20 protein-coding genes are annotated in these 18,971 nt (G+C 39.0%); 7 read left to right on the forward strand and 13 right to left on the reverse strand.

Annotated elements, in window-relative coordinates:
- Positions 1–32: 32 nt before the first annotated feature.
- Both QJV27_RS07735 and rsmI read right to left on the reverse strand, forming a co-directional pair.
- Positions 33–602, reverse strand: coding sequence for a lipocalin family protein (locus QJV27_RS07735; protein ID WP_281448355.1), 570 nt, complete (start codon positions 600–602; stop codon positions 33–35).
- Positions 603–641: 39 nt separating this feature from the next.
- Positions 642–1,568: a 16S rRNA (cytidine(1402)-2'-O)-methyltransferase gene (rsmI, locus tag QJV27_RS07740; protein ID WP_281448356.1), complete on the reverse strand. Its 927-nt coding sequence runs from the start codon at positions 1,566–1,568 to the stop codon at positions 642–644.
- Positions 1,569–1,622: 54 nt separating this feature from the next.
- On the opposite strand from rsmI, the gene QJV27_RS07745 reads away from it, so the two are divergent.
- Entirely contained in the window at positions 1,623–2,966 is a 1,344-nt protein-coding gene (locus QJV27_RS07745; RefSeq protein ID WP_281448357.1) for a penicillin-binding protein activator, read from the forward strand.
- 85 nt (positions 2,967–3,051) lie between these two features.
- Here the strand turns inward: QJV27_RS07745 and QJV27_RS07750 are convergent, their stop codons facing one another.
- Positions 3,052–3,987 carry a lysophospholipid acyltransferase family protein gene (locus tag QJV27_RS07750; RefSeq protein ID WP_281448358.1) on the reverse strand — a complete coding sequence of 312 codons (936 nt, stop codon included), beginning with the start codon at positions 3,985–3,987 and terminating at the stop codon, positions 3,052–3,054.
- An 82-nt stretch (positions 3,988–4,069) separates the two neighbouring features.
- Between QJV27_RS07750 and QJV27_RS07755 the strand changes: the two genes are divergently transcribed.
- Positions 4,070–5,119, forward strand: a complete 1,050-nt coding sequence (locus QJV27_RS07755) for an MBL fold metallo-hydrolase (RefSeq protein WP_281448359.1) — start codon at positions 4,070–4,072, stop codon at positions 5,117–5,119.
- Here the strand turns inward: QJV27_RS07755 and lpxK are convergent.
- From lpxK to QJV27_RS07790, 7 genes are all read right to left on the reverse strand, one after another.
- The gene (gene lpxK, locus QJV27_RS07760; protein WP_281448360.1) at positions 5,019–6,023 is read right to left on the reverse strand and encodes a tetraacyldisaccharide 4'-kinase; all 1,005 of its coding nucleotides are present in this window, start codon (positions 6,021–6,023) and stop codon (positions 5,019–5,021) included. The two genes, QJV27_RS07755 and lpxK, sit on opposite strands and share 101 nt — an antisense overlap.
- The gene (locus QJV27_RS07765) at positions 6,020–7,312 is read right to left on the reverse strand and encodes a 3-deoxy-D-manno-octulosonic acid transferase (protein WP_281448361.1); all 1,293 of its coding nucleotides are present in this window, start codon (positions 7,310–7,312) and stop codon (positions 6,020–6,022) included. The genes lpxK and QJV27_RS07765 overlap by 4 nt, the downstream gene beginning before the upstream one ends.
- The gene (locus QJV27_RS07770) at positions 7,312–7,992 is read right to left on the reverse strand and encodes a lysophospholipid acyltransferase family protein (RefSeq protein WP_281448362.1); all 681 of its coding nucleotides are present in this window, start codon (positions 7,990–7,992) and stop codon (positions 7,312–7,314) included. Before QJV27_RS07770 ends, QJV27_RS07765 begins: the two co-directional genes overlap by 1 nt.
- A gap of 144 nt (positions 7,993–8,136) precedes the next feature.
- Positions 8,137–8,622 (reverse strand): DUF934 domain-containing protein, encoded by a 486-nt coding sequence (locus QJV27_RS07775; protein WP_281448363.1) that lies wholly within the window; start codon positions 8,620–8,622, stop codon positions 8,137–8,139.
- Complete coding sequence (locus tag QJV27_RS07780) at positions 8,609–10,312, reverse strand: nitrite/sulfite reductase (protein WP_281448364.1); 1,704 nt, start codon at positions 10,310–10,312, stop codon at positions 8,609–8,611. The genes QJV27_RS07775 and QJV27_RS07780 overlap by 14 nt, the downstream gene beginning before the upstream one ends.
- A complete protein-coding gene (locus QJV27_RS07785; RefSeq protein WP_281448365.1) occupies positions 10,305–10,640 on the reverse strand; it encodes a DUF2849 domain-containing protein in 336 nt (111 codons plus the stop codon). Before QJV27_RS07785 ends, QJV27_RS07780 begins: the two co-directional genes overlap by 8 nt.
- A gap of 173 nt (positions 10,641–10,813) precedes the next feature.
- Positions 10,814–11,689 (reverse strand): universal stress protein, encoded by an 876-nt coding sequence (locus QJV27_RS07790; RefSeq protein WP_281448366.1) that lies wholly within the window; start codon positions 11,687–11,689, stop codon positions 10,814–10,816.
- 330 nt (positions 11,690–12,019) lie between these two features.
- On the opposite strand from QJV27_RS07790, the gene fabI reads away from it, so the two are divergent.
- From fabI to QJV27_RS07815, 5 genes are all read left to right on the forward strand, one after another.
- Positions 12,020–12,862, forward strand: a complete 843-nt coding sequence (fabI, locus tag QJV27_RS07795) for an enoyl-ACP reductase FabI (protein ID WP_281448367.1) — start codon at positions 12,020–12,022, stop codon at positions 12,860–12,862.
- A 30-nt stretch (positions 12,863–12,892) separates the two neighbouring features.
- On the forward strand, positions 12,893–13,990 hold the full coding sequence (aroC, locus tag QJV27_RS07800; RefSeq protein ID WP_281448368.1) for a chorismate synthase: 1,098 nt from the start codon (positions 12,893–12,895) through the stop codon (positions 13,988–13,990).
- 184 nt (positions 13,991–14,174) lie between these two features.
- Positions 14,175–14,360, forward strand: coding sequence for a hypothetical protein (locus QJV27_RS07805; RefSeq protein ID WP_281448369.1), 186 nt, complete (start codon positions 14,175–14,177; stop codon positions 14,358–14,360).
- Entirely contained in the window at positions 14,357–15,271 is a 915-nt protein-coding gene (locus tag QJV27_RS07810; RefSeq protein WP_281448370.1) for a DnaJ C-terminal domain-containing protein, read from the forward strand. The genes QJV27_RS07805 and QJV27_RS07810 overlap by 4 nt, the downstream gene beginning before the upstream one ends.
- Positions 15,272–15,301: 30 nt before the next feature.
- Complete coding sequence (locus tag QJV27_RS07815; RefSeq protein ID WP_281448371.1) at positions 15,302–15,649, forward strand: hypothetical protein; 348 nt, start codon at positions 15,302–15,304, stop codon at positions 15,647–15,649.
- Here QJV27_RS07815 and folE read toward each other — a convergent pair.
- Genes folE through metZ form a run of 3 tightly spaced genes read right to left on the reverse strand, consistent with a single transcriptional unit; the run spans position 15,644 to position 17,949 of the window.
- On the reverse strand, positions 15,644–16,246 hold the full coding sequence (folE, locus tag QJV27_RS07820) for a GTP cyclohydrolase I FolE (RefSeq protein WP_281448372.1): 603 nt from the start codon (positions 16,244–16,246) through the stop codon (positions 15,644–15,646). The genes QJV27_RS07815 and folE overlap by 6 nt on opposite strands.
- A gap of 15 nt (positions 16,247–16,261) precedes the next feature.
- On the reverse strand, positions 16,262–16,741 hold the full coding sequence (locus QJV27_RS07825) for an ApaG domain-containing protein (RefSeq protein WP_281448373.1): 480 nt from the start codon (positions 16,739–16,741) through the stop codon (positions 16,262–16,264).
- Between the two features lie 11 nt (positions 16,742–16,752).
- Positions 16,753–17,949, reverse strand: a complete 1,197-nt coding sequence (gene metZ / locus QJV27_RS07830; protein WP_281448374.1) for an O-succinylhomoserine sulfhydrylase — start codon at positions 17,947–17,949, stop codon at positions 16,753–16,755.
- Positions 17,950–18,971: the final 1,022 nt, after the last annotated feature.

Raw genomic sequence — 18,971 nt, forward strand, 5'->3', positions numbered from 1 at the left:
AACGGCCACTTTTAAATGTATAAATATTAGTTTTATTGGGTTTGTTTAGTATAGATTAAGTCATTTATATTATATCCGATATTTTTGGCATGAGTAATATATTCATCGATAACATTTTGATTTAATTGTGGGGATCTGGATAGCAGCCATAAATATTTTTTCCTTGGTTCCCCAATCAGCATGATTTGGTGATTGGGATCTGTTTTTAAAATCCAATAATCGCCTTTCCCAATGGGTAACCAGCGAATAATTTTGGGCAAAAAGCTTACTTTTAATTTTGTATTAAAAGGTGGATTTTGAACAACGGCTATTCCTGTGACTTGTCTACGTTTTCCTTCCTTGCTGTAGCACGTATTTTCGACAATAATTGCTTGATTTTTGTCCAAGGAATAATGTGCACTGGTATCTTGAGCACAATTTTTTTGAAAGAAAGCTGGCTTTCTTGTGATTTCGTACCAGGTCCCTAAGATATCTTTTGTTTCGATTTTATCGACAACGGGAATGGCATATTTTTTGCTGCACGCACTGACAAATAGACATAAAATAGATGCCAGACCAACATAGAGCAAAGGTTTATTTATTTTTGGAATTTTGTGCAGCATAGCATTTATCCTTTGTTAAAAAAGTCAATTATATCAATACTATCTTATTTTGCTTAATTCCAAAGCCCGTTGATAAATAATTTTTTTTGGCAGATGAACGGCTGTGGAAATCGTGGCAGCTGCGTCCTTAACAGACATGGTTTTTAAGGCTTCCAAAAGATGTTGGTCCAAATCATCGTCAGAAAGGGTTTCTTTTTGGGGTTTGGGGCCAATTAAAACGGTAATTTCACCACGGGGGGGGATACTGGTAAAATGCTCTATCAGACCTTGCAGGGTATTGCGTTGTATCTCTTCAAATTTTTTGGTTAATTCCCTAGCAACTGCAGCAGGGCGATCTTGACCAAAAATTAAGGCAAGATCTTGTAGCATATCTACCAATCGGTGCGGGGCTTCATGCCATATCAGCGTGGATTGTAATCCCGCACGTTCGGCAGCTTTTAAAATGGCAAAGCTGCTTTGCCGTGCTGTGGATTTAGGGGGGGGGAACCCAACAAACATATAAGGGTGGGGGGGTAATCCAGACAAGGTTAACGCCATTAAGGCTGCATTGGGGCCAGGGATGGCAGAAATTGGAATATCGGCATCAATAACCGCCTTGCTTAATCGATATCCTGGATCAGAAAGCAACGGTGTCCCCGCATCTGAAACCAAAGCGATCTTTTTCCCTTGATTTAACCAAGATATAATTTGTTCTGTGCGTTGGGTTTCATTATGTTCGTGTAAACTTTCCATCTTTACAGACAGGCCATATGCGGCCAGTAATTTTGCTGTAACTCGTGTATCTTCGCATAATAAAATATCAGCCTCTTGAATGGCCTGTTTTGCGCGCAGGCTAAAATCATTTAGATTTCCAATTGGTGTGGCAATTAAAACCAAGGATCCAAAATCTGGGCCAGAAGCTGTAGAATTAGATTGATTTGACTTGGTTAACGACGTATTTGAATATATGGGTTTTTTTAGTTTCATGACATTAATAGATTAATTTATATGTTAGGTGTATCAAAGGAGTTAAGTAAGGTGATGAAAAAGCCAAATCCTGTAAAGCAAATGATTTCATGCCATAGTACTATAATGGCGAATTTATTAAAAGTCGGTGTTTGTGTTCCTGTTCTTTTACTAGCAGCTTGTAATTCTGGTAGTGAAAATCACGGTCTTTTAGTATCTGATACAACACAAACCAATCCAAATAAACAGGTTGGATTATTATTACCTCTTAGCGGCAGAAATGGAAATTTAGGCAATAATATGCTTAAAGCTGCGCAATTAGCACTGAGCGATCCTTCGGCCCCTCCTTTAAATATATACGATACAGAACAAGTCGGTGGTGCAGCAGAAGCTGCACGTAGAGCAGTTGCTGCTAAAGATGGGATTATTTTAGGACCATTAACAGCACGGCAAACGTCAGAGGTTGCCTCGGTAACGACATCCTCTAATATTCCTGTTATAGCGTATACCAGTGATGTTGCTGCATCTGGTCCAAATGTCTGGGCTTTTGGGATTACCCCAGAACAACAGGTTTTGACAATGGTGCGTGCAGCTAAAAATCAAGGGAAAACCAAATTTGCAGCATTATTGCCTGATAACCCTATGGGACGTGCAATGGCAGGGGGGTTGACCAAAGCCTGCGCAGATTTGGGATTGATGCAGCCAACAATCGTTTATCACAGTGCTGATTCTAATGATATTGTTCAAAAATTAAAAGCATTATCAAATTATGACGCACGTTTACAAGATGCAAAAAATAATCCTGAGGCTATTAGTAAAGCAGATAATACAGCGACTACAGCTCAAGAAAATACTAATGATGATAATTTATTAGATGAACTAGCACCTTCTGGAAATACTGCAAAGAAATCTTCTCAAAAACTAGTATTAGGGGCGCCCCCATTTGATGCTTTGGTTCTAGCGGATACAGGATTGCAATTACAATCGGTGATTAATGCTTTGGGGGAAACACAAATTGCATCACCACAAGTACAAATTATGGGACCAGGATTATGGGGTGCTTTTGCATCAAAATTGGGAAAATTGCAGGGCGCTTGGTACGCAGCACCTAATCCTACTAAACGTCAGGGATTTGTCAGACAATACACGGCAAAATATGGTCAAGCCCCTAAACCTTTGGCTGATTTAACCTATGACACAGCTGCATTAGCGAACTCGCTAAGTAAGGTTGGAGGATATACTTCTTCTAATTTAACGCGTGCAGATGGTTTTGATGGGGTTGACGGATTATTTGTTCTTAAACCTGATGGCCATGTTCAACGTGATCTTCAAATTTTCCAAATTCAACCCACTGGTGGCGGTAAAATGATAACGACACCATCAACGGTTATGTCTACAGGAACTAAAACAAACAGTTAATTTTTATATCAATGGGTCATGAAATCAAAAAGTCAATTTTATTAAAATTGACTTTTTGATTATGATAGGTTGGTAAAGATTATTTTTAGCTATATAATTCTTTTGGCCAACGTTTATGAAGCCATAGCCATTGTTCAGGTTGTTGTCTGATCCATTTTTCCAAAATATCATTAATAATTTGAGTTAGTTTTTGAATATTTTCTGGGGTATTTTGGCTAAATTCTGAATAATCAATTGGTGGCTCGACAATCATACGTAATCGGGCTGGACCAATACGTTTTACATAACCAGGAATAATAGGGCATTGCAATTTTAAGGCAAGGCTGGCCACAGCAGAGGCAGTCATAGCAGGCTTACCAAAAAATTGAACTTTAATACCATCATTCATTTTTTGGTCGCTTAATACTCCTAGACGTTGTCCCGATAGTAAATGTTTTAAGGCTTGCCTTGCCCCTTTTGCCCCTTTGGGGAACATAGGGACTTCATATCCCATTGTTTCGTAACGTAATTGTAAAATCAAGTCATTAACATAAGGATTGCTGGCAGCCCTGAAAAAAGAGGAAAAAGGCACACCAAATTTTGCAACCGCAGGGGGTAACATTTCCCAATTACCTATATGTCCTGATACAAATAAAACAGGTCCCGATTTTTTTGACTGCTCAATTAAATATTCACTACCTACTACTTCCCATCCTGGACCTTTTGGGGGATTTAGGGTTAGGGTTGCAAGATGTGGAAATTCCCCCACAGTTCTGCCCAGATTTTCCCATACCTTGCTGATGATATGTTGACGCTGTGCTTTAGTAAGTTCAGGAATTGCTAATTGTAAATTTCTATCTGCGATACGGGAAACGGGCAGTTTTGTGCCAATAATTTTACATAGAATACCCCCTAGATTCGAAGATTGTTCAGGGGACAGGCAGCGTAATAAAGAAAGACATCCTTTTGCCAATATATATTCATTATATTGTAAAAAGTGATGAAAAGATTGCGATGCTTTTTTAAGATTAAAAATTGGCATAATGAACAGTTATGAAAAGTGATGAATGCATTATTCTATGTGGTTTTACAGGAATAGTGCAAGCAGTTTAAGAGAGGGTTATGTGAAGCAAAAATATTATCAAGGGCCAATAACCGATCATTTCGATGGTAAAGTTTTTACCAATTTAATTCGAATGCCCAAACAGCGTTATCTTAATGCATGGGACGGGATTAAATGGTACTTTCATATGATTACCAACACATGGTCAGGTCTTACACCCCACGTTGTGCAATCCCATCCCAATAAAACAGAGGCAGGGTTAAAAGTGATTATGATCGGTCATGCCAGCGTTTTATTGCAAATACAGGGCTATAATATTTTGGTTGATCCCGTTTGGTCACCACGGGTTGGGCCATTGCCTTTTATTGGTAAAAAAAGGGTAAATCCGCCAGGGGTGCCTTTGTTTCACTTGCCTCATATTGATGCGGTGTTAATTACACATAACCATTATGATCATATGGACATACGCACGTTACGCCGTCTTTACGTTCGTCACAAACCTATATTTTTTACACCCCTTGGTAACGACAATATTCTAAAGCGCCATATTTCATCAAAAATGATGATCCATGCGATGGATTGGTTTGATAAATATGTCCTAAAAGAAGGCTTAAAGATTACTTTATGGCCATCTTATCATTGGTCAGCTCGGGGAATTTGCGATCGTAACCATGCTTTGTGGGGTGGATTTGTGGTTGCGTCTGATAAATACACTGTTTATTTCACAGGGGATACTAGTTATGGAGATGGGGCAATTTTTAAACAATTGAAAACGCAATTTCCGAATCTGGATGTGGCTGTTATTAATATAGGGGCCTATGCCCCTCGCTCTTTGTTAAAAAATCATCATAATGATCCAAAAGAAGCTGTAGATATTTTTTTAGATTGTGGTGCAAAGCAAGCTCTTGGTATTCATTGGGGAACGTTTCAGTTAAGCAGTGAGGAGGCCTATGAACCTGTGCATACATTATATGGGGTACTCAGAAATCATTTGCTGGCAGTTGATCAGTTTATCCCCCTGCGTCCTGGACAAGTGTGGTGTTTAAAAGAGCCTGCAATCGCTGAAGTGCCATTGGATCCTCCCACCGTAGATGTACTCCCAAAGGAATGACATTGCTTTGTAGTGTTTTAGGTAATTTTACGTAATCTTTTGGCGTGGTGACGATAGAGATATCGTTGTAACGGTTACGAAGATTGTTTAGAATATAAATATCTTTGTCTTGGTAGTGATAATGGTCAGGGAAAGAAAATGTTTTAAAGAGCCTGAGTTTATTGTCTTGTAAACTTTGAAAGAATTTATCAGGTCTGCCTATTCCAGCAAATGCGATGACTTGTTGTCCTGCTAGCGTATGAATTTCAGGATTCATTTCTAAATATGCCTGAAAAACGGGTAGAGACTGCGGCAATATTGAACGAATTTGATATTGATCGTCTCCGATCAAAATGCATGCTTTTGCACGCAATAGGCCATCTTGCAAAGCTTCACGCAAGGGACCTGCCGGCATGGCCATATGATTACCTAGACCCGCCCCGCCATCAATAATGAGTAAAGGCAGATCTTGATATAGGCTGGGATTTTGAAATCCATCATCCATAATTAACATCTGTGCCCCGTGTTTAATTGCTGTTTGTGCGGACAAAGCGCGGTTGCTGGCAACCCATGTGGGGGCAATTTGTGCCAGTAATAATGCTTCGTCGCCCACATCATGAACAGTATGGTAATTGGGGTCGACTAGGATCGGATTGGAACAGGTTTTTTTCCGTTTATAGCCTCGGGTTAAGAAAGCAATTTTTATCCCCTGTTGCTGATAATATTGTCCTAAATCAAGGGCTAGGGTTGTCTTACCCGTTCCCCCAACACTTAAATTACCACAGCAAATTACAGGAACGGAAGCTTTCCAGCGAGGTTTCGATAATCTATATCGCGTTATGTTATGGGTGATGTAAGATAAAGGATGCAGTAATTTTGCCATGAATGTTGGCGGATAAATTTGCCAAAATGCGGGGGCTTTCATGGTTTTGTCATTTTCAGGATTAAAAGATTGTCTGCAATATCTGCAGCAAGTTTGCTTTGTTGGGTGATGATTTGCAAAGCTTGATTAGCACGGTCACTCCTTTTTTCTGGATGCATGATCATATCCCCAACCCAAGCAGTTAAATGATCGACGGTGGTAATATGGGCAATGCTGTTTCCAAATAAGTCGTATGCTTGTTTAAAGTTATGGATTTTTGTGCCCGTTGCCATTGCACAATGAAGGCGGGCGGGTTCGAAGGGGTTGTGCCCGCCACCTTTGGGGGTGGTATTAATACTGTTGCCAATAAAGACGATGTCACACAGTCGATATAGTAACCCCAATTCACCCAATGTATCCCATAGATATAATGATCCAGCCATTAGTGGTTGGTTTAAACTACGTTGAGGAACAGCACCTAATGTGGTGACGATTTCATTTCTGCGTTCTGGATGGCGAGGAACAATGATGGTAATCAGATCTGGCCATTGTTGTTTTAGTTGCTGATGAACTTTAGCAATAAATAATTCTTCAGTGGTATGAGTGGAGGCAGCAAGCCATACAGGATGGGCATTTATGCTAAGTTTTAATTTTTGTAGTTCATCTGAATCATAGGGTAATTTTGGTGCGATTTGTTTTAAATCCCCCCAAAAATCAGCCTTTATCCCCAGTTTTTGTAAATTATGTTGATCGTGTGCAGAGCGTGCAGCAATCCACGTGAATTGTGTTAATAAGGCTTGTGCTGTTTTAGGAAAACGGCACCACGTGGAAAAAGATTTATCCGATAGGCGTGCATTGATTAACACAACAGGAGTATGATGATGAAGTTGAGTAATAAGATTGGGCCATAATTCACTTTCCACAATGATACTGATTGAAGGGTGCCAATATTGCACGAAACGTTTAATCCATTTGGGTATATCTAAAGGCACAAATTGATGAAGAATACGCTTGGACAAAGTTGGATGGTTTTTGAACTGTTGTTGAACAATGTGATAAGACGTAACTGTTCCCGTTGTGATTAAAAAATAGTGATCAGATTTGCATGTATAAATAGCATGAATGATTGGGAAGATAGAAATGACTTCACCCACACTGGCGGCATGAAAATGAATGATTTCACCATCTGGACGCGCCAAAGTTGCATATCCCATACGTTCCCCAAGACGTTCCTTAATTTCTTTGCCTTTGTAACAACGACGCTTTAAATAGAGCTTTAATAATGGGGATATTAAGGTGGCAACACCAGCCCAAATTATTAGCAAAAAGGAAGACGGGGATTTTGATACCATTATTGTTGGGCTTTGTTGGTGGCATTGTGAAGAGCGGTGATGATGGTTTCCCCAATATGGTTATAATTATCTTTGGTTACAGCTATAGGTGATCCACAGACCATTTTGCCTTTGCCAAAGGGTAAGGGGATGATTAATTGATCCCAGCTTTTTAATCGCAGACACCGACAATACGCCCCCACGGGAACAATCTTAGTTTTGGAAAGTAAAGCTAGTTTTAACAGGCCTTCGTGCAGATGATGTCTGGGGCCTCTGGGGCCATCTGGGGTGATGGCTACCAGATGGCCTGCTTTGGTATGGGCCAATAATTCACGGAATGCTTTTGCCCCTCCTTTGTCTTGACCATTTTTATTGGATGATCCTTGCACGGCCCATATACGCCACGGATCGACGACTTTGCTGATTAACCGTCCATCATTGTTACGACTGATTAAAACGTAAAGCTGTAAATTTGGGTTTTGAGGTAAGGCCCACCACCACAGTCGTGGACTGAGAGCCAGGCACTCATGCCAACAAGCTACTAAAGCAGGTTGGCCATTTTGACAGGTTAGAAGTGTTTGTGCTTCTGCTTCAACATCAAAATGCCAACGCGTTGTTTTTAGCGCTAGCTTTAAATAGGCTCTGAAAAGAATAATCAGAAGCTCTTGAAAGATATTATGCTTAGAGAAAGCAGAACTCATGAGTTTTACACTGTGTTAATAAAAATCTTATCGGTTTCTTAATATAAGTATCTTATTTAAAATGAAAATGTAAATTCGTTTTAGATAGTTAAATGCGGTAAAACAGCAAGCATATTGATTGCTGTTTTATCCTTTTGTTCTTTATTACACTTTCCAGCGTAACCCAGAAAGGCGTTTTTCATTAAGGATCGAAGGTTGATAGGCTTCGGTGAAATCATTCATTGCTTGTTGCCAACTGTGAATATTGGCAGTTTCGGGTAAGGCTACGGTTGTAAATCCCGTACGGATTAGAAATTGATATTGATCAGATAACATTCTACCTGTGGCTCTTAACTCGCCTGTGAATTTTAATTGTTCACGAATTTTACGAGCTTGAGAAAATGCTCTGCCATCTTTAAACGCGGGAAAGTTTAGGGCAATGAGTGCCAGTTTTGATAAGAACGGTTTTAGTGCATCAATATCCTGATCACAGGGGAATAAGACACCCAATGGCTGAGAAGCTGCATCGATGTCCATCTCTGATAAAGATGCAAAAGGTACGATTGTATTTGGGGATAATGGATTGGGTAATTCCCCTTCGATCAATGTCCAAGGATCAGAAATGATCTCTCCGTTTTTAAGCAGTGGCATAAACGATCTCCTTAAAGGGGGCGGTGCCAAGGCGACGATAGGTATCAATAAAATGTTCGTTGTCTTGACGTTGTTCTAAATAAAAGTCAATCAGCTTTTTAACGGCGGCGATTGCTTCGTCTGCTGTAACGGATGCACCTAAAATTGATCCAATAGATGCCCCTTCTTTATAGGAAGAACCGCCTAATTTAATTTGATAGAATTCTTCGCCTTTTTTATCAACACCTAGCACGCCGATATTCATAATATGATGATGCGCGCATGAATTAATACAACCATCGACACCGATATTAATAGGGCCAATTTTTTCTTGTAGTTCGATGTCTTCAAATAAGGCAGCAATTTGTTTAGCAACAGGAATAGAACGTGCGTTGGCCAAAGCACAATAATCCATTCCAGGACAGCATACAATATCTGTAATTAATCCAATATTTGGTGTGGCCAGTTTGTATTTTTTTAGTTCTTGCCATAAAGCGTAAAGCTGATCTTTACGAATATGTCCCAAAACAACGTTTTGTAGATGGGTGACGCGGATTTCGCCAAAAGCAAATTGATCAGCTAGATCAGCCAAAGCATACATTTGTTCCGTAGTTATATCCCCTGGGGTTTTACCCACTTCTTTAAGGGCGATAACAGCCGCAATATAATCTTTGTGGAAATGAGGATGTGTATTATTTTTAACCCAACGATCAAATGCTTTATCTTGCTTACGTTGATTTTCTAACGTTGCAGAGGCATTGGGGTAATCTGCTAAGGTGGGACGGCCAAAGCGTTTTTGAATCTGGCTCATAATATCATCAGACAGACGATATTGATCCAAATCCATACTAGCGAATTCTTTTTCTACTTGCTCACGATAGGCATCAATTCCTAAATTTTCAACTAGGATTTTAATACGTGCTTTGTACAAATTATTGCGGATACCATGCAGATTATATACGCGAATGATTGCTTCGATATAGGCAAGTAAATGTTCTGGGGGCAAATCATCACGAATGACTTTGCCTTGATAGGGGATTCGCCCTAACCCACCGCCTACCCATACTTCAAATACAGGTTTGTTTTGTTCATTTAGGCGTGTTAAAATACCGATATCATAAAAACAGGCGGCAACGCGATCGTTAGATGATCCACTGATGGCGATTTTAAATTTACGTGGTAAGAATGTGAATTCAGGATGCAAGGTTGACCACTGACGCATGACTTCAGCATAGATGCGTGGATCTAAAATTTCGTCTTCGGCCAAACCTGCAAATTCATCGCTAGTAATGTTACGAATACAGTTTCCACTGGTTTGTAAAGCATGCATTTCAACAGATGCCAGATGGGTTAGGATATCAGGAACTTCTTCTAACTTGGTCCAATGGAATTGTATATTTTGACGGGTTGTAAAATGTCCATACCCACGATCGTAATATTGCGAAACATACGCCAATCCCCGTAACATGGTCGACGATAAAATTCCGTAAGGGATGGCTACTCGTAACATATAGGAATGCAATTGCAAATAAACCCCGTTCATCAAACGTAAGGGCTTAAATTCATCTTCAGATAGTTCACCACTAAGACGGCGTTGGATTTGGGAACGAAATTGATTGATACGTTCTTTTAGAAAATTGTGATCCAGTTGATCATAGTTATAACGACCAACAGCCAAAGAGGTAGGGGAGGATGTAGGATGATTATTCATTGAGTGTTGTTTCTTGTATAGAGCGGGGATTAAATTCGGGATGGGTGCTTGGGCCAAAAGCACGTATCTGTTCGCGGGTTGTGCGTGGAATGCGATTTGAATTCAATTCTACGGAATAGAGATCAACAATATATTGTGTTGCAACATCTTTGCTGGCAATTTCTTGTGCCAAGTCAAGAGCCTCTTTCGAAGGGAAGATTTCTGCCTCTTCAAGGATAACGCTCCAGTATCCCTGGGGGGTAAACCAAACAACGCGCCCATCAGAAAAGCGATTTGCGGTTAGCACAAAACTTCCTTCTGCATTTGCATTTTTATTCGTGGGGGCCACAATATGGTATCCTTATTAGATAGGGGTAATAAATCAAGTAATTTTTAATAATATATCGAATATTTTTATAATATACAAAGAATTATTGATGTTTCATTTATAATACGAAAAAAAATAGTGAAAGAGATTCCTCTTTCACTATAAGATTAAGGAAATAGAAAAGATTACAATGATCAACGATACATTAAAACAGCCAAATTGGCATGCTCTAGCATATAGCTGGTAACCCCACCAAGAATCAGTTGTTTCCAGCGTGGGTGGGAATACGCCCCCATACATAGCAGATCACAACCATAGTCTGTGCAGGTGGCTAACATATTTTCGCCCGTGTTTTTGTCGGCATTAAATTTTAATAAATCAACATCAATACCATAGAATTTAAGATAATCTGAAACATCGTTAATTGTATTACCCTGATCTTCGTAATCAGCACTATATAAAATCCCAACCTTTTCAGCAGAATGAATCCATCTTAGGCTGGCGTGCAAGGCCGCTGCTGATTCAGCGCTGCCATTCCAAGCAATACAGATTCTTTTCGCAACACTGGTTGGGTTTTCTTTGGGGGCGATAACAACTGGACGACCGCTTTCGAAAAGTAATGTGTGTAATATTTCAGAAGAGGACACATGTTCGTCCGAGTTTGGATGAGAAAGAACGGTAATATCTGACAAACGGGAGCAATAGGTAATGATGCTGTTTTCACGACCCGTCAATGTTGTAAAACTTGCAGTTATTTTTCCATTCATTTCATCGCTAGGAGCCAAGGAGGTTTGCTCTATGCCGTGTGCATCAATGAAATCATCAAAAATTTTACGAGTGAATTTTAGTCGTTTTATGCTTTCGTGTTCTGCGATATTCATGACCTCTTCTATCATTGTTCCAGATAGCCCTTCTCCCGTTAAGGGTATAATGTCCTTTTTATCTGGATGAACGTGTAAAACAGCCAAATGTGCATCATAGCTTTGTGATAATAAGTATGCTGTCGTTAAGGTTGAGTGGGATAAGGAAGTACCTTGGATGGGAATTAATATTTTTTTGATATGAAGCATTTGAATATTCCTTGTGCATAATCAGGACATATTAAGCTAAATAAACCTGCTAATCAGTATATTAATAAGAATGTTGTTCTATTAATATACAATTCTTTATAAGTTGATTATGGCAGGCTTTTAAAATTTGATCAAAAAGTATTTGAATGCCGTTTTTGAAAGCAAGTGAAGTTTTTGTGACATAAATTATCTTGCAAAGGAAATGAAAGGGCAGGATACTCTTTTCTTTCTACTATAAATCATGTATGAACAATAAAATGCAGATTTTTCTGTTTTTTCTGAGTATATATCATAAGTCGTGTAAACCATCAAAATATCTTAGGGATTATCATGTCAAAAGAGGGTGCTGTACTTCCAGTCGAAGGGTCATTAATGCGAGGTAAACGTGGACTGATTATGGGTATGGCCAATAATCATTCTATTGCTTGGGGAATTGCTCGTGCTTGTGCATTACAAGGGGCAGAGCTTGCTTTTGCTTATCAAGGGGAAGCTTTAGAAAAAAGGGTAAAACCCTTAGCTGAAAGCTTGGGATCTGATTATCTTATTCCATGTGATGTTGGTAGCGATGAAGATATTACCAAAGCATTTCAAAATATTGCTGATAAATGGGGCACACTGGATTTTGTTGTGCATGCAATTGGTTGGGCTGATAAGCAATATTTACGTGGTCGTTACGTTGATACACCTAGAGAAGCGTTTTTAACGGCTATGGATATTTCTTGCTTTTCTTTCACAGCTGTTGCTAAGGAAGCTGCAAAACTGATGCCAGAAGGTGGATCTTTGTTAACACTAACATATTTGGGTGCAGAACGTGTAATGCCACATTATAATGTGATGGGTATTGCAAAATCTGCATTGGAAACCTCTGTTAAATATATGGCGGCAGATTTGGGCGTGGATAATATCCGTGTCAATGGAATCTCTGCTGGTCCTATTAAGACATTGGCTGCCAGTGGTATTGGTGATTTCCGCTATATTTTAAAATGGAATCAATTAAATTCACCTTTGCAGCGTAATGTCTCAATTGACGAAGTTGGGGGCGCAGGAGTTTATCTTCTTTCTGATCTGTCCCGTGGGGTAACTGGTGAAGTCCATCACGTTGATTGTGGATACCATATTGTTGGAATGAAAAATCCAACAGCTCCAGATATAGCATTAGCTTCAGAAGAATAATATTATTTTCCATAGTGAGTACAAGATACCATGTCGTATAATAGTTTTGGCACATTATTTCGGGTTACGACATGGGGGGAAAGTCACGGGCCTTCTATTGGATGTGTTGTTGATGGATGCCCCCCTCAAATTCCTTTGTCTGAGGCATTAATTCAACCTTGGTTGGATTTGCGCAGACCTGGAAAATCTGCTTTTACTACAACACGTAACGAACCTGATCAGGTAAAAATCTTATCAGGGGTTTTCGAGGGAAAAACAACAGGCACCCCGATTTCTTTGCTTATTGAAAATACGAATCAACGTTCCAAGGATTACTCTAATATTGCTCAATCTTACCGTCCAGGACATGCCGATATTGCCTACGACTTGAAGTATGGTACTCGTGATTATCGTGGGGGTGGACGATCTTCGGCTCGTGAAACAGCAATGCGGGTTGCTGCGGGGGCAATCGCACGATTAATCTTGGGGGATAAGGTTAAAATCCGTGGAGCCTTGGTACAAATTGGCGATCAGACTATTGACCGCCGTAACTGGTCTTGGGACGAGGTTACTAATAATGAATTTTTCTGTCCAGATGCAAAAATGGTGCCAAAATGGCAGGATTATCTGGCTTCTATTCGTAAAGCGGGGTCGTCTATTGGGGCAGTGATTGAATTGGTTGCTGAAGGGGTACCGGCGGGCTTAGGTGCGCCTATTTATGGAAAATTAGACGCTGATATTGCCCAAGCAATGATGAGTATCAATGCAGTTAAAGGGGTTGAAATTGGTGATGGATTTTCTGCTGCCACCTTACGTGGAGAGGAAAATGCTGATCCTATATATTTGGCTGATGGAAAGCTTTCTTTTTCTTCTAACCATGCTGGGGGTATTTTGGGGGGTATTTCCACAGGACAACCAATTACTGTACGTTTTGCAGTTAAACCAACGAGTTCTATTTTAATTCCGCAGCCTTCAATTGACTCGGAAGGAAATGCAACTGAAGTTATTACCAAGGGACGTCATGATCCGTGCGTTGGCATTCGGGCAGTACCAGTTGGCGAAGCCATGCTAGCGTGTGTATTAGCAGACCACTGGTTACGTCATCGCGGACAAGTCGGGCAATTTCGTTCTACCATTTTAGACAAGTAAAAGTTTTAAAGATAAGAGCTTATATTTTGTTTGCTTGACATAAGAATAATAAAATTTATTCTCTTTATAGGTCGTGTCCCTTAATATTAAAAAATATCTTTTGTTGGCATACATTAAACTTATTATGATAGTATAGACAGAGCTTCAATTTATCATAAATTTCTTAAACAAACAGAGCATCCTTATGGAAAATATCAGAAAACAACCAGGTTTTGAAAGAGATTTCATTCAAGATCAATTGTCGAAAATGGCTAAAGATGCTGCGCATGCTGGTATACCTGCGGATGTTTTTGAAGCATTAGTAATTGCGTTGGCTGAAGAGTTAGATTTCGAAAAAATCATGTCAGTTTCAAAGGAAATCTCGCAGTGAGTAAAGACCCTTACAAAATATTAGGTGTTTCTAAAACCGCCAGTCAGGATGAAATTCGCAAAGCATATCGTAATTTAGCAAAAAAGCATCATCCTGATTTAAATCCTGGCGATAAAAATGCTGAAGAACAGTTTAAATTGATTGGGATTGCAAACGAACTTTTATCTGATCCAGAAAAGCGAGCACGCTATGACCGTGGCGAAATCGATATTAATGGTCAAGAACAAGGTTTCGCTAGAGGGGGTGGTTATCGTCATTATGCTGATGGTAATCAAGGGTTTCGTTATAGTCATGCAGGGAATGGTGCCCAGTTTTCCGAAGAAGATTTACAAGATATCTTTGGAATGTTTGGCGGTGCAGGTAGGGGACCTTTTCAGCAAGGGGGCGGTTTTCGCGCACAGCGGGGGCAGGATCGCAGGTATAACTTAGATATTGACTTTCTAGAAGCGGTCAATGGAACCAAATCTAGGGTAACGTTACCTAATGGTGGAATGTTGGATGTTTCCATTCCAGCGGGTATTGAAGATGGTAAAGTCTTACGCTTACGTGGTAAAGGTGAACCAGGTTTTCAAAACGGGCCTGCAGGTGACGCTTTAATTACCATTCATATTCGTCCCCATCCTCATTTTAAACGTGAAGGCAGAAATATTCGTTTGAATTGGCCTGTAGATTTAAAAACGGCAGTTTTAGGGGGAAAAATCACCGTCCCAACCCCCAAAGGCGATGTTGCTTTGAATATTCCAGCTCATTCAGACACAGGTAATGTCTTGCGTTTGCGTGGAAGAGGGTTACCAGCCAAAGGACAAGATGAAGCTGGAGATTTGTATGTTACCTTACAAGTAACCATCGGTAAGGTTGACAAAGCTTTGGAAGATTTTTTTAAGAACTTACCAGCTAATTCTGACAAATAGCATTATATTAAAAATCGGGGAGAAGAAGAGATGATAACACTTGAAACACTTTGTCTTAATCTTCCACAAGTATCATCTGCTGAAATTGAGATTTGGATCCGCAATCAATGGGTAAAACCAGAGACAAAAGAAGGTCATTACTGCTTTCATGAAATTGATGAAGCTCGTATTCGACTGATTTTAGAATTGCGTGATCACTTGGGGGTAACAGAAGATGCAATGCCCTTAGTTCTACAATTGATTGATCAGTTATATACGACGCGACGTCAGATGCGATATTTATGTGAAATTATCGCAACAGATCATTATCCTGACAGTCGCCAAAAGTTACGTCGTATGATGGATGAAATTATAATTACAACGGATATAAAGTCATAGTCCGTTGGCTGGACGATTTAACATGGTTAACAATTCAGCTCTTTGTTCTGGATTGTCTCTAAAGACCCCCAGCATTTTAGAAGTAACCATAGAAACGCCCGTATTATGGACACCACGAGTTGTCATACATTCGTGCGTCGCTTCTATGATGACGGCGACACCTTGGGGCTCTAAAGCTTCCTGAATTGTATTGGCTATTTCTGAAGTCATGCGCTCTTGGATTTGTAAACGTTTGGCAAAAACTTCGACAATACGCGCCAATTTTGATATTCCAACGACGTGAAGGCGCGGTAGATAAGCAATATGAACTTTTCCAATAATAGGAACCATATGATGCTCGCAGTGGCTTTCAAAGCGGATATCTTTTAATAGAACTATTTCTTTATACCCGCCAACTTCTTCAAAAGTACGGGAGAGTATTTCAACAGGGTCTTCTTTATATCCTGCAAAAAATTCGTCAAAGGATTTAACAACGCGTTTTGGAGTGTCTATTAATCCTTCGCGATCAGGGTTATCCCCTGCCCAACGAATTAAAGTGCGAATGGCTTCTTCTGCTTCTTCGCGTGTGGGGGGTGAAGTAGGGTTTTCAATATTCATAAAACAGTTTCATCCTTAGTGAATAGGGGAGAAGTCGTTAGGATTATCTAAATTAAACGTTGGGATGGGTATTAAAAGCTCAGCTTTTTTATCGTTGGTAAAAGTATAAGATCCTTTAATGATGTTAGATGGGGTATCTAGTGTCAGACTGGTTGTAAAATCACATGCCTCTCCAGATTTGATGAATGGGCGGTGCTTAATACGCAGCGCATTATCCAGTGGTTCTTTAGATCCATTACTTTTGATAACAAACCAATCTTTTTTTAAGATATGTATAGTTTCTCTTCGGTGATTTTCGACACGAACATGATATCCCCAGCTATATAAAGAACGTTGAGGATAAGAAAAATCACTTAGCCAAAATGGATAAATAGCAATGCGAACATCGTGTGTTGTGACTTCAAAAAATTGTTTTGTTCCATGCAGTTTTTGATATTGTTCTGTTGAAGCATGGGAAATGGGTGAAAAGAGTAGAGGAGTATATTCATTATTCATAATAGTATTCTTTATGTCAACGCAGCAATTGCGTCTAGTCCACATTGTAAATCTTCAATCAAATCCTGTGGATCCTCTAAACCAACAGAAAAACGAATAGAACCATCTGTTATGCCAAGGCGTAAACGATCCTCTTGGCTGACTTTCATATGAGTTGTTGTCGCAGGGTGTGTCATCATACAACGACTATCCCCTAAATTATTAGAGATTAAGATTAATTTTAAAGCATTCATAAATGTGAAGGCTGCTTTTTTGCCGCCTTTTACTTCAAAAGCAATCATCGTGCTTGGTGCAGACATCTGCTTTTGCCCAAGAGTATATTGTGGGTGCGATTTTAACCCAGGATATAAAACGCGCTTTATATAGGAGGATTTTTCTAGAAATTTTGCACAATGCAAGGCGTTATTTGTCATTTTTTCGATACGTACAGGTAGAGTTTCCAATCCCTTTAAAAACACCCATGCATTAAAAGGAGATAGACTTAACCCTGTGTTACGAGTGAAAGGGACAATATGATCATCTAAGAGCTTTTTGCTGCCCAATATCGCACCACCCAGCACTCTACCCTGACCATCAATATGTTTTGTACAAGAATAAGTGACTAGGTCGGCCCCAAATTGTAATGGTTTTTGATAAAGGGGTGTTGCAAATACGTTATCGACAATCAATGTCCCCCCTGCTTTGTGGGTGAGGTCGGCGATGGCTTGAATATCTAAAATATCCAACATTGGATTTGAAGGTGTCTCGATAAGAACAGCTTTGGTAGGTTTGCTAAGGGCCTCTTGCCATTGTTGTAAGTCAGTACCATCAATGAATATCCCCTCAATTCCCATTTGTGGTAAAAGATTTTGTACAATCCAGTAGCTCGAACCAAAGAGGGCAAGAGATGCAACGACACGGTCGCCAGATTTTAATAAAGGTAGAAGGCTTGCAAAAATCGCGCTCATTCCTGTTGACGTTGTAACGCATGCTTCTGCTTGTTCAAGTGCAGCAAGACGGTTTTCTAATGCCTTTGTTGTGGGATTGTTGAAACGACTATATTGATAGTGCGTTTCCTCCCCTTTAAAGGTTCGTTCGGCTTGCTCTGCGTTTTCATATACGAAACCAGAGGTTAAAAAAAGTGCTTCGCTGGTTTCTGCAAATAAGGTACGTTCAACTTCCCCGTGAATAAGTTGAGTTGCAGGACGATAATGCTGTTTTTTTGTCATACAATTACCCTTTTTACAAATTAAATATTCAATTAACAAAACTAACGCATAAAAAATAATTAATTTGCCAATGTAAGAAATTAAATTTCATCATACTCTATAATTTTTGTCGATATTGCAAGAGAAATTATGGATTATTTATTTTATTCTTTGCATTGAGATGAAGTGTTTACGCAATTAATCAAGATTTATTTAATCTATACTTATACTGTTAAATTATTTTTGTAGTTTAGATAAGGTGTCTATAAATAAAAGTAAAGATATATAAAGAAAAATAATCCATTTTAAATTCCAGCTTATATTATATAGTTATTTAGTGTTTATATTTTTTACATTCAGATTTTAATTATTTATTTATATTAATAATTTTTAACCTTTGATTTACCTTATTTTTAAAATAGATATTGCTGAAAATAATTAACAATAAATGCATCATTTTCCCAAGATTCCTTATTTGCAAGCTTTGCTACTATTATTTTTTTGTTTTCATGTGGTTATAGTTAATGTTATCGATATAATTTTAGAGACGTAATATAATCTACATCGTATGATTGGTTAAAATACAAATTATTTCATTATTTTTGTTATGATATTTAGTTTGATAAAAAGAAACTGCTGATTTAAGATTAATTAACGCGCTTAGTAGATCAAAATTAAGAGGATCATACATTTAACTAGCCAAATGTTATTTTATTATGAATGGGGATAGTTAGTTGAAGGGTTTTTTATGATGCAAAATACAGAGATATTAAGTTTATAAGATTTTTTCGATGTTTTTTAAACGAAGATTTTGCGTGTTTTTTTGGAGATGATAGATGGAAAAGTGATGGTGGACTTTGTTCTTACTGCGGAAGTATTTCTACAGTTGAGTGTAAAACAACAATCCTATGCTTTGTTATTGCAAAGATTGCCGTGTCAACAGTTAATCACTGCGTAGGTGAGTGTAAAAACGGTAAACCGTAGTTATTGCGGAATATTTCATCATATAAGTTTCAAACATTTACATCGATATGTGAGTGAAT

The sequence above is a fragment of the Commensalibacter oyaizuii genome (assembly GCF_029953265.1).
Taxonomy (GTDB): domain Bacteria; phylum Pseudomonadota; class Alphaproteobacteria; order Acetobacterales; family Acetobacteraceae; genus Commensalibacter; species Commensalibacter oyaizuii.

Bases quoted from the DNA above. Each gene is read 5' to 3' on its own strand.
- QJV27_RS07735 (WP_281448355.1), bottom strand. From the start codon at position 602: ATGCTGCACAAAATTCCAAAAATAAATAAACCTTTGCTCTATGTTGGT.
- rsmI (WP_281448356.1), bottom strand. From the start codon at position 1,568: ATGAAACTAAAAAAACCCATATATTCAAATACGTCGTTAACCAAGTCA.
- QJV27_RS07745 (WP_281448357.1), top strand. From the start codon at position 1,623: ATGAAAAAGCCAAATCCTGTAAAGCAAATGATTTCATGCCATAGTACT.
- QJV27_RS07750 (WP_281448358.1), bottom strand. From the start codon at position 3,987: ATGCCAATTTTTAATCTTAAAAAAGCATCGCAATCTTTTCATCACTTT.
- lpxK (WP_281448360.1), bottom strand. From the start codon at position 6,023: ATGAAAGCCCCCGCATTTTGGCAAATTTATCCGCCAACATTCATGGCA.
- QJV27_RS07765 (WP_281448361.1), bottom strand. From the start codon at position 7,312: ATGGTATCAAAATCCCCGTCTTCCTTTTTGCTAATAATTTGGGCTGGT.
- QJV27_RS07770 (WP_281448362.1), bottom strand. From the start codon at position 7,992: ATGAGTTCTGCTTTCTCTAAGCATAATATCTTTCAAGAGCTTCTGATT.
- QJV27_RS07775 (WP_281448363.1), bottom strand. From the start codon at position 8,622: ATGCCACTGCTTAAAAACGGAGAGATCATTTCTGATCCTTGGACATTG.
- QJV27_RS07780 (WP_281448364.1), bottom strand. From the start codon at position 10,312: ATGAATAATCATCCTACATCCTCCCCTACCTCTTTGGCTGTTGGTCGT.
- QJV27_RS07790 (WP_281448366.1), bottom strand. From the start codon at position 11,689: ATGCTTCATATCAAAAAAATATTAATTCCCATCCAAGGTACTTCCTTA.
- fabI (WP_281448367.1), top strand. From the start codon at position 12,020: ATGTCAAAAGAGGGTGCTGTACTTCCAGTCGAAGGGTCATTAATGCGA.
- aroC (WP_281448368.1), top strand. From the start codon at position 12,893: ATGTCGTATAATAGTTTTGGCACATTATTTCGGGTTACGACATGGGGG.
- QJV27_RS07805 (WP_281448369.1), top strand. From the start codon at position 14,175: ATGGAAAATATCAGAAAACAACCAGGTTTTGAAAGAGATTTCATTCAA.
- QJV27_RS07815 (WP_281448371.1), top strand. From the start codon at position 15,302: ATGATAACACTTGAAACACTTTGTCTTAATCTTCCACAAGTATCATCT.
- folE (WP_281448372.1), bottom strand. From the start codon at position 16,246: ATGAATATTGAAAACCCTACTTCACCCCCCACACGCGAAGAAGCAGAA.
- QJV27_RS07825 (WP_281448373.1), bottom strand. From the start codon at position 16,741: ATGAATAATGAATATACTCCTCTACTCTTTTCACCCATTTCCCATGCT.
- metZ (WP_281448374.1), bottom strand. From the start codon at position 17,949: ATGACAAAAAAACAGCATTATCGTCCTGCAACTCAACTTATTCACGGG.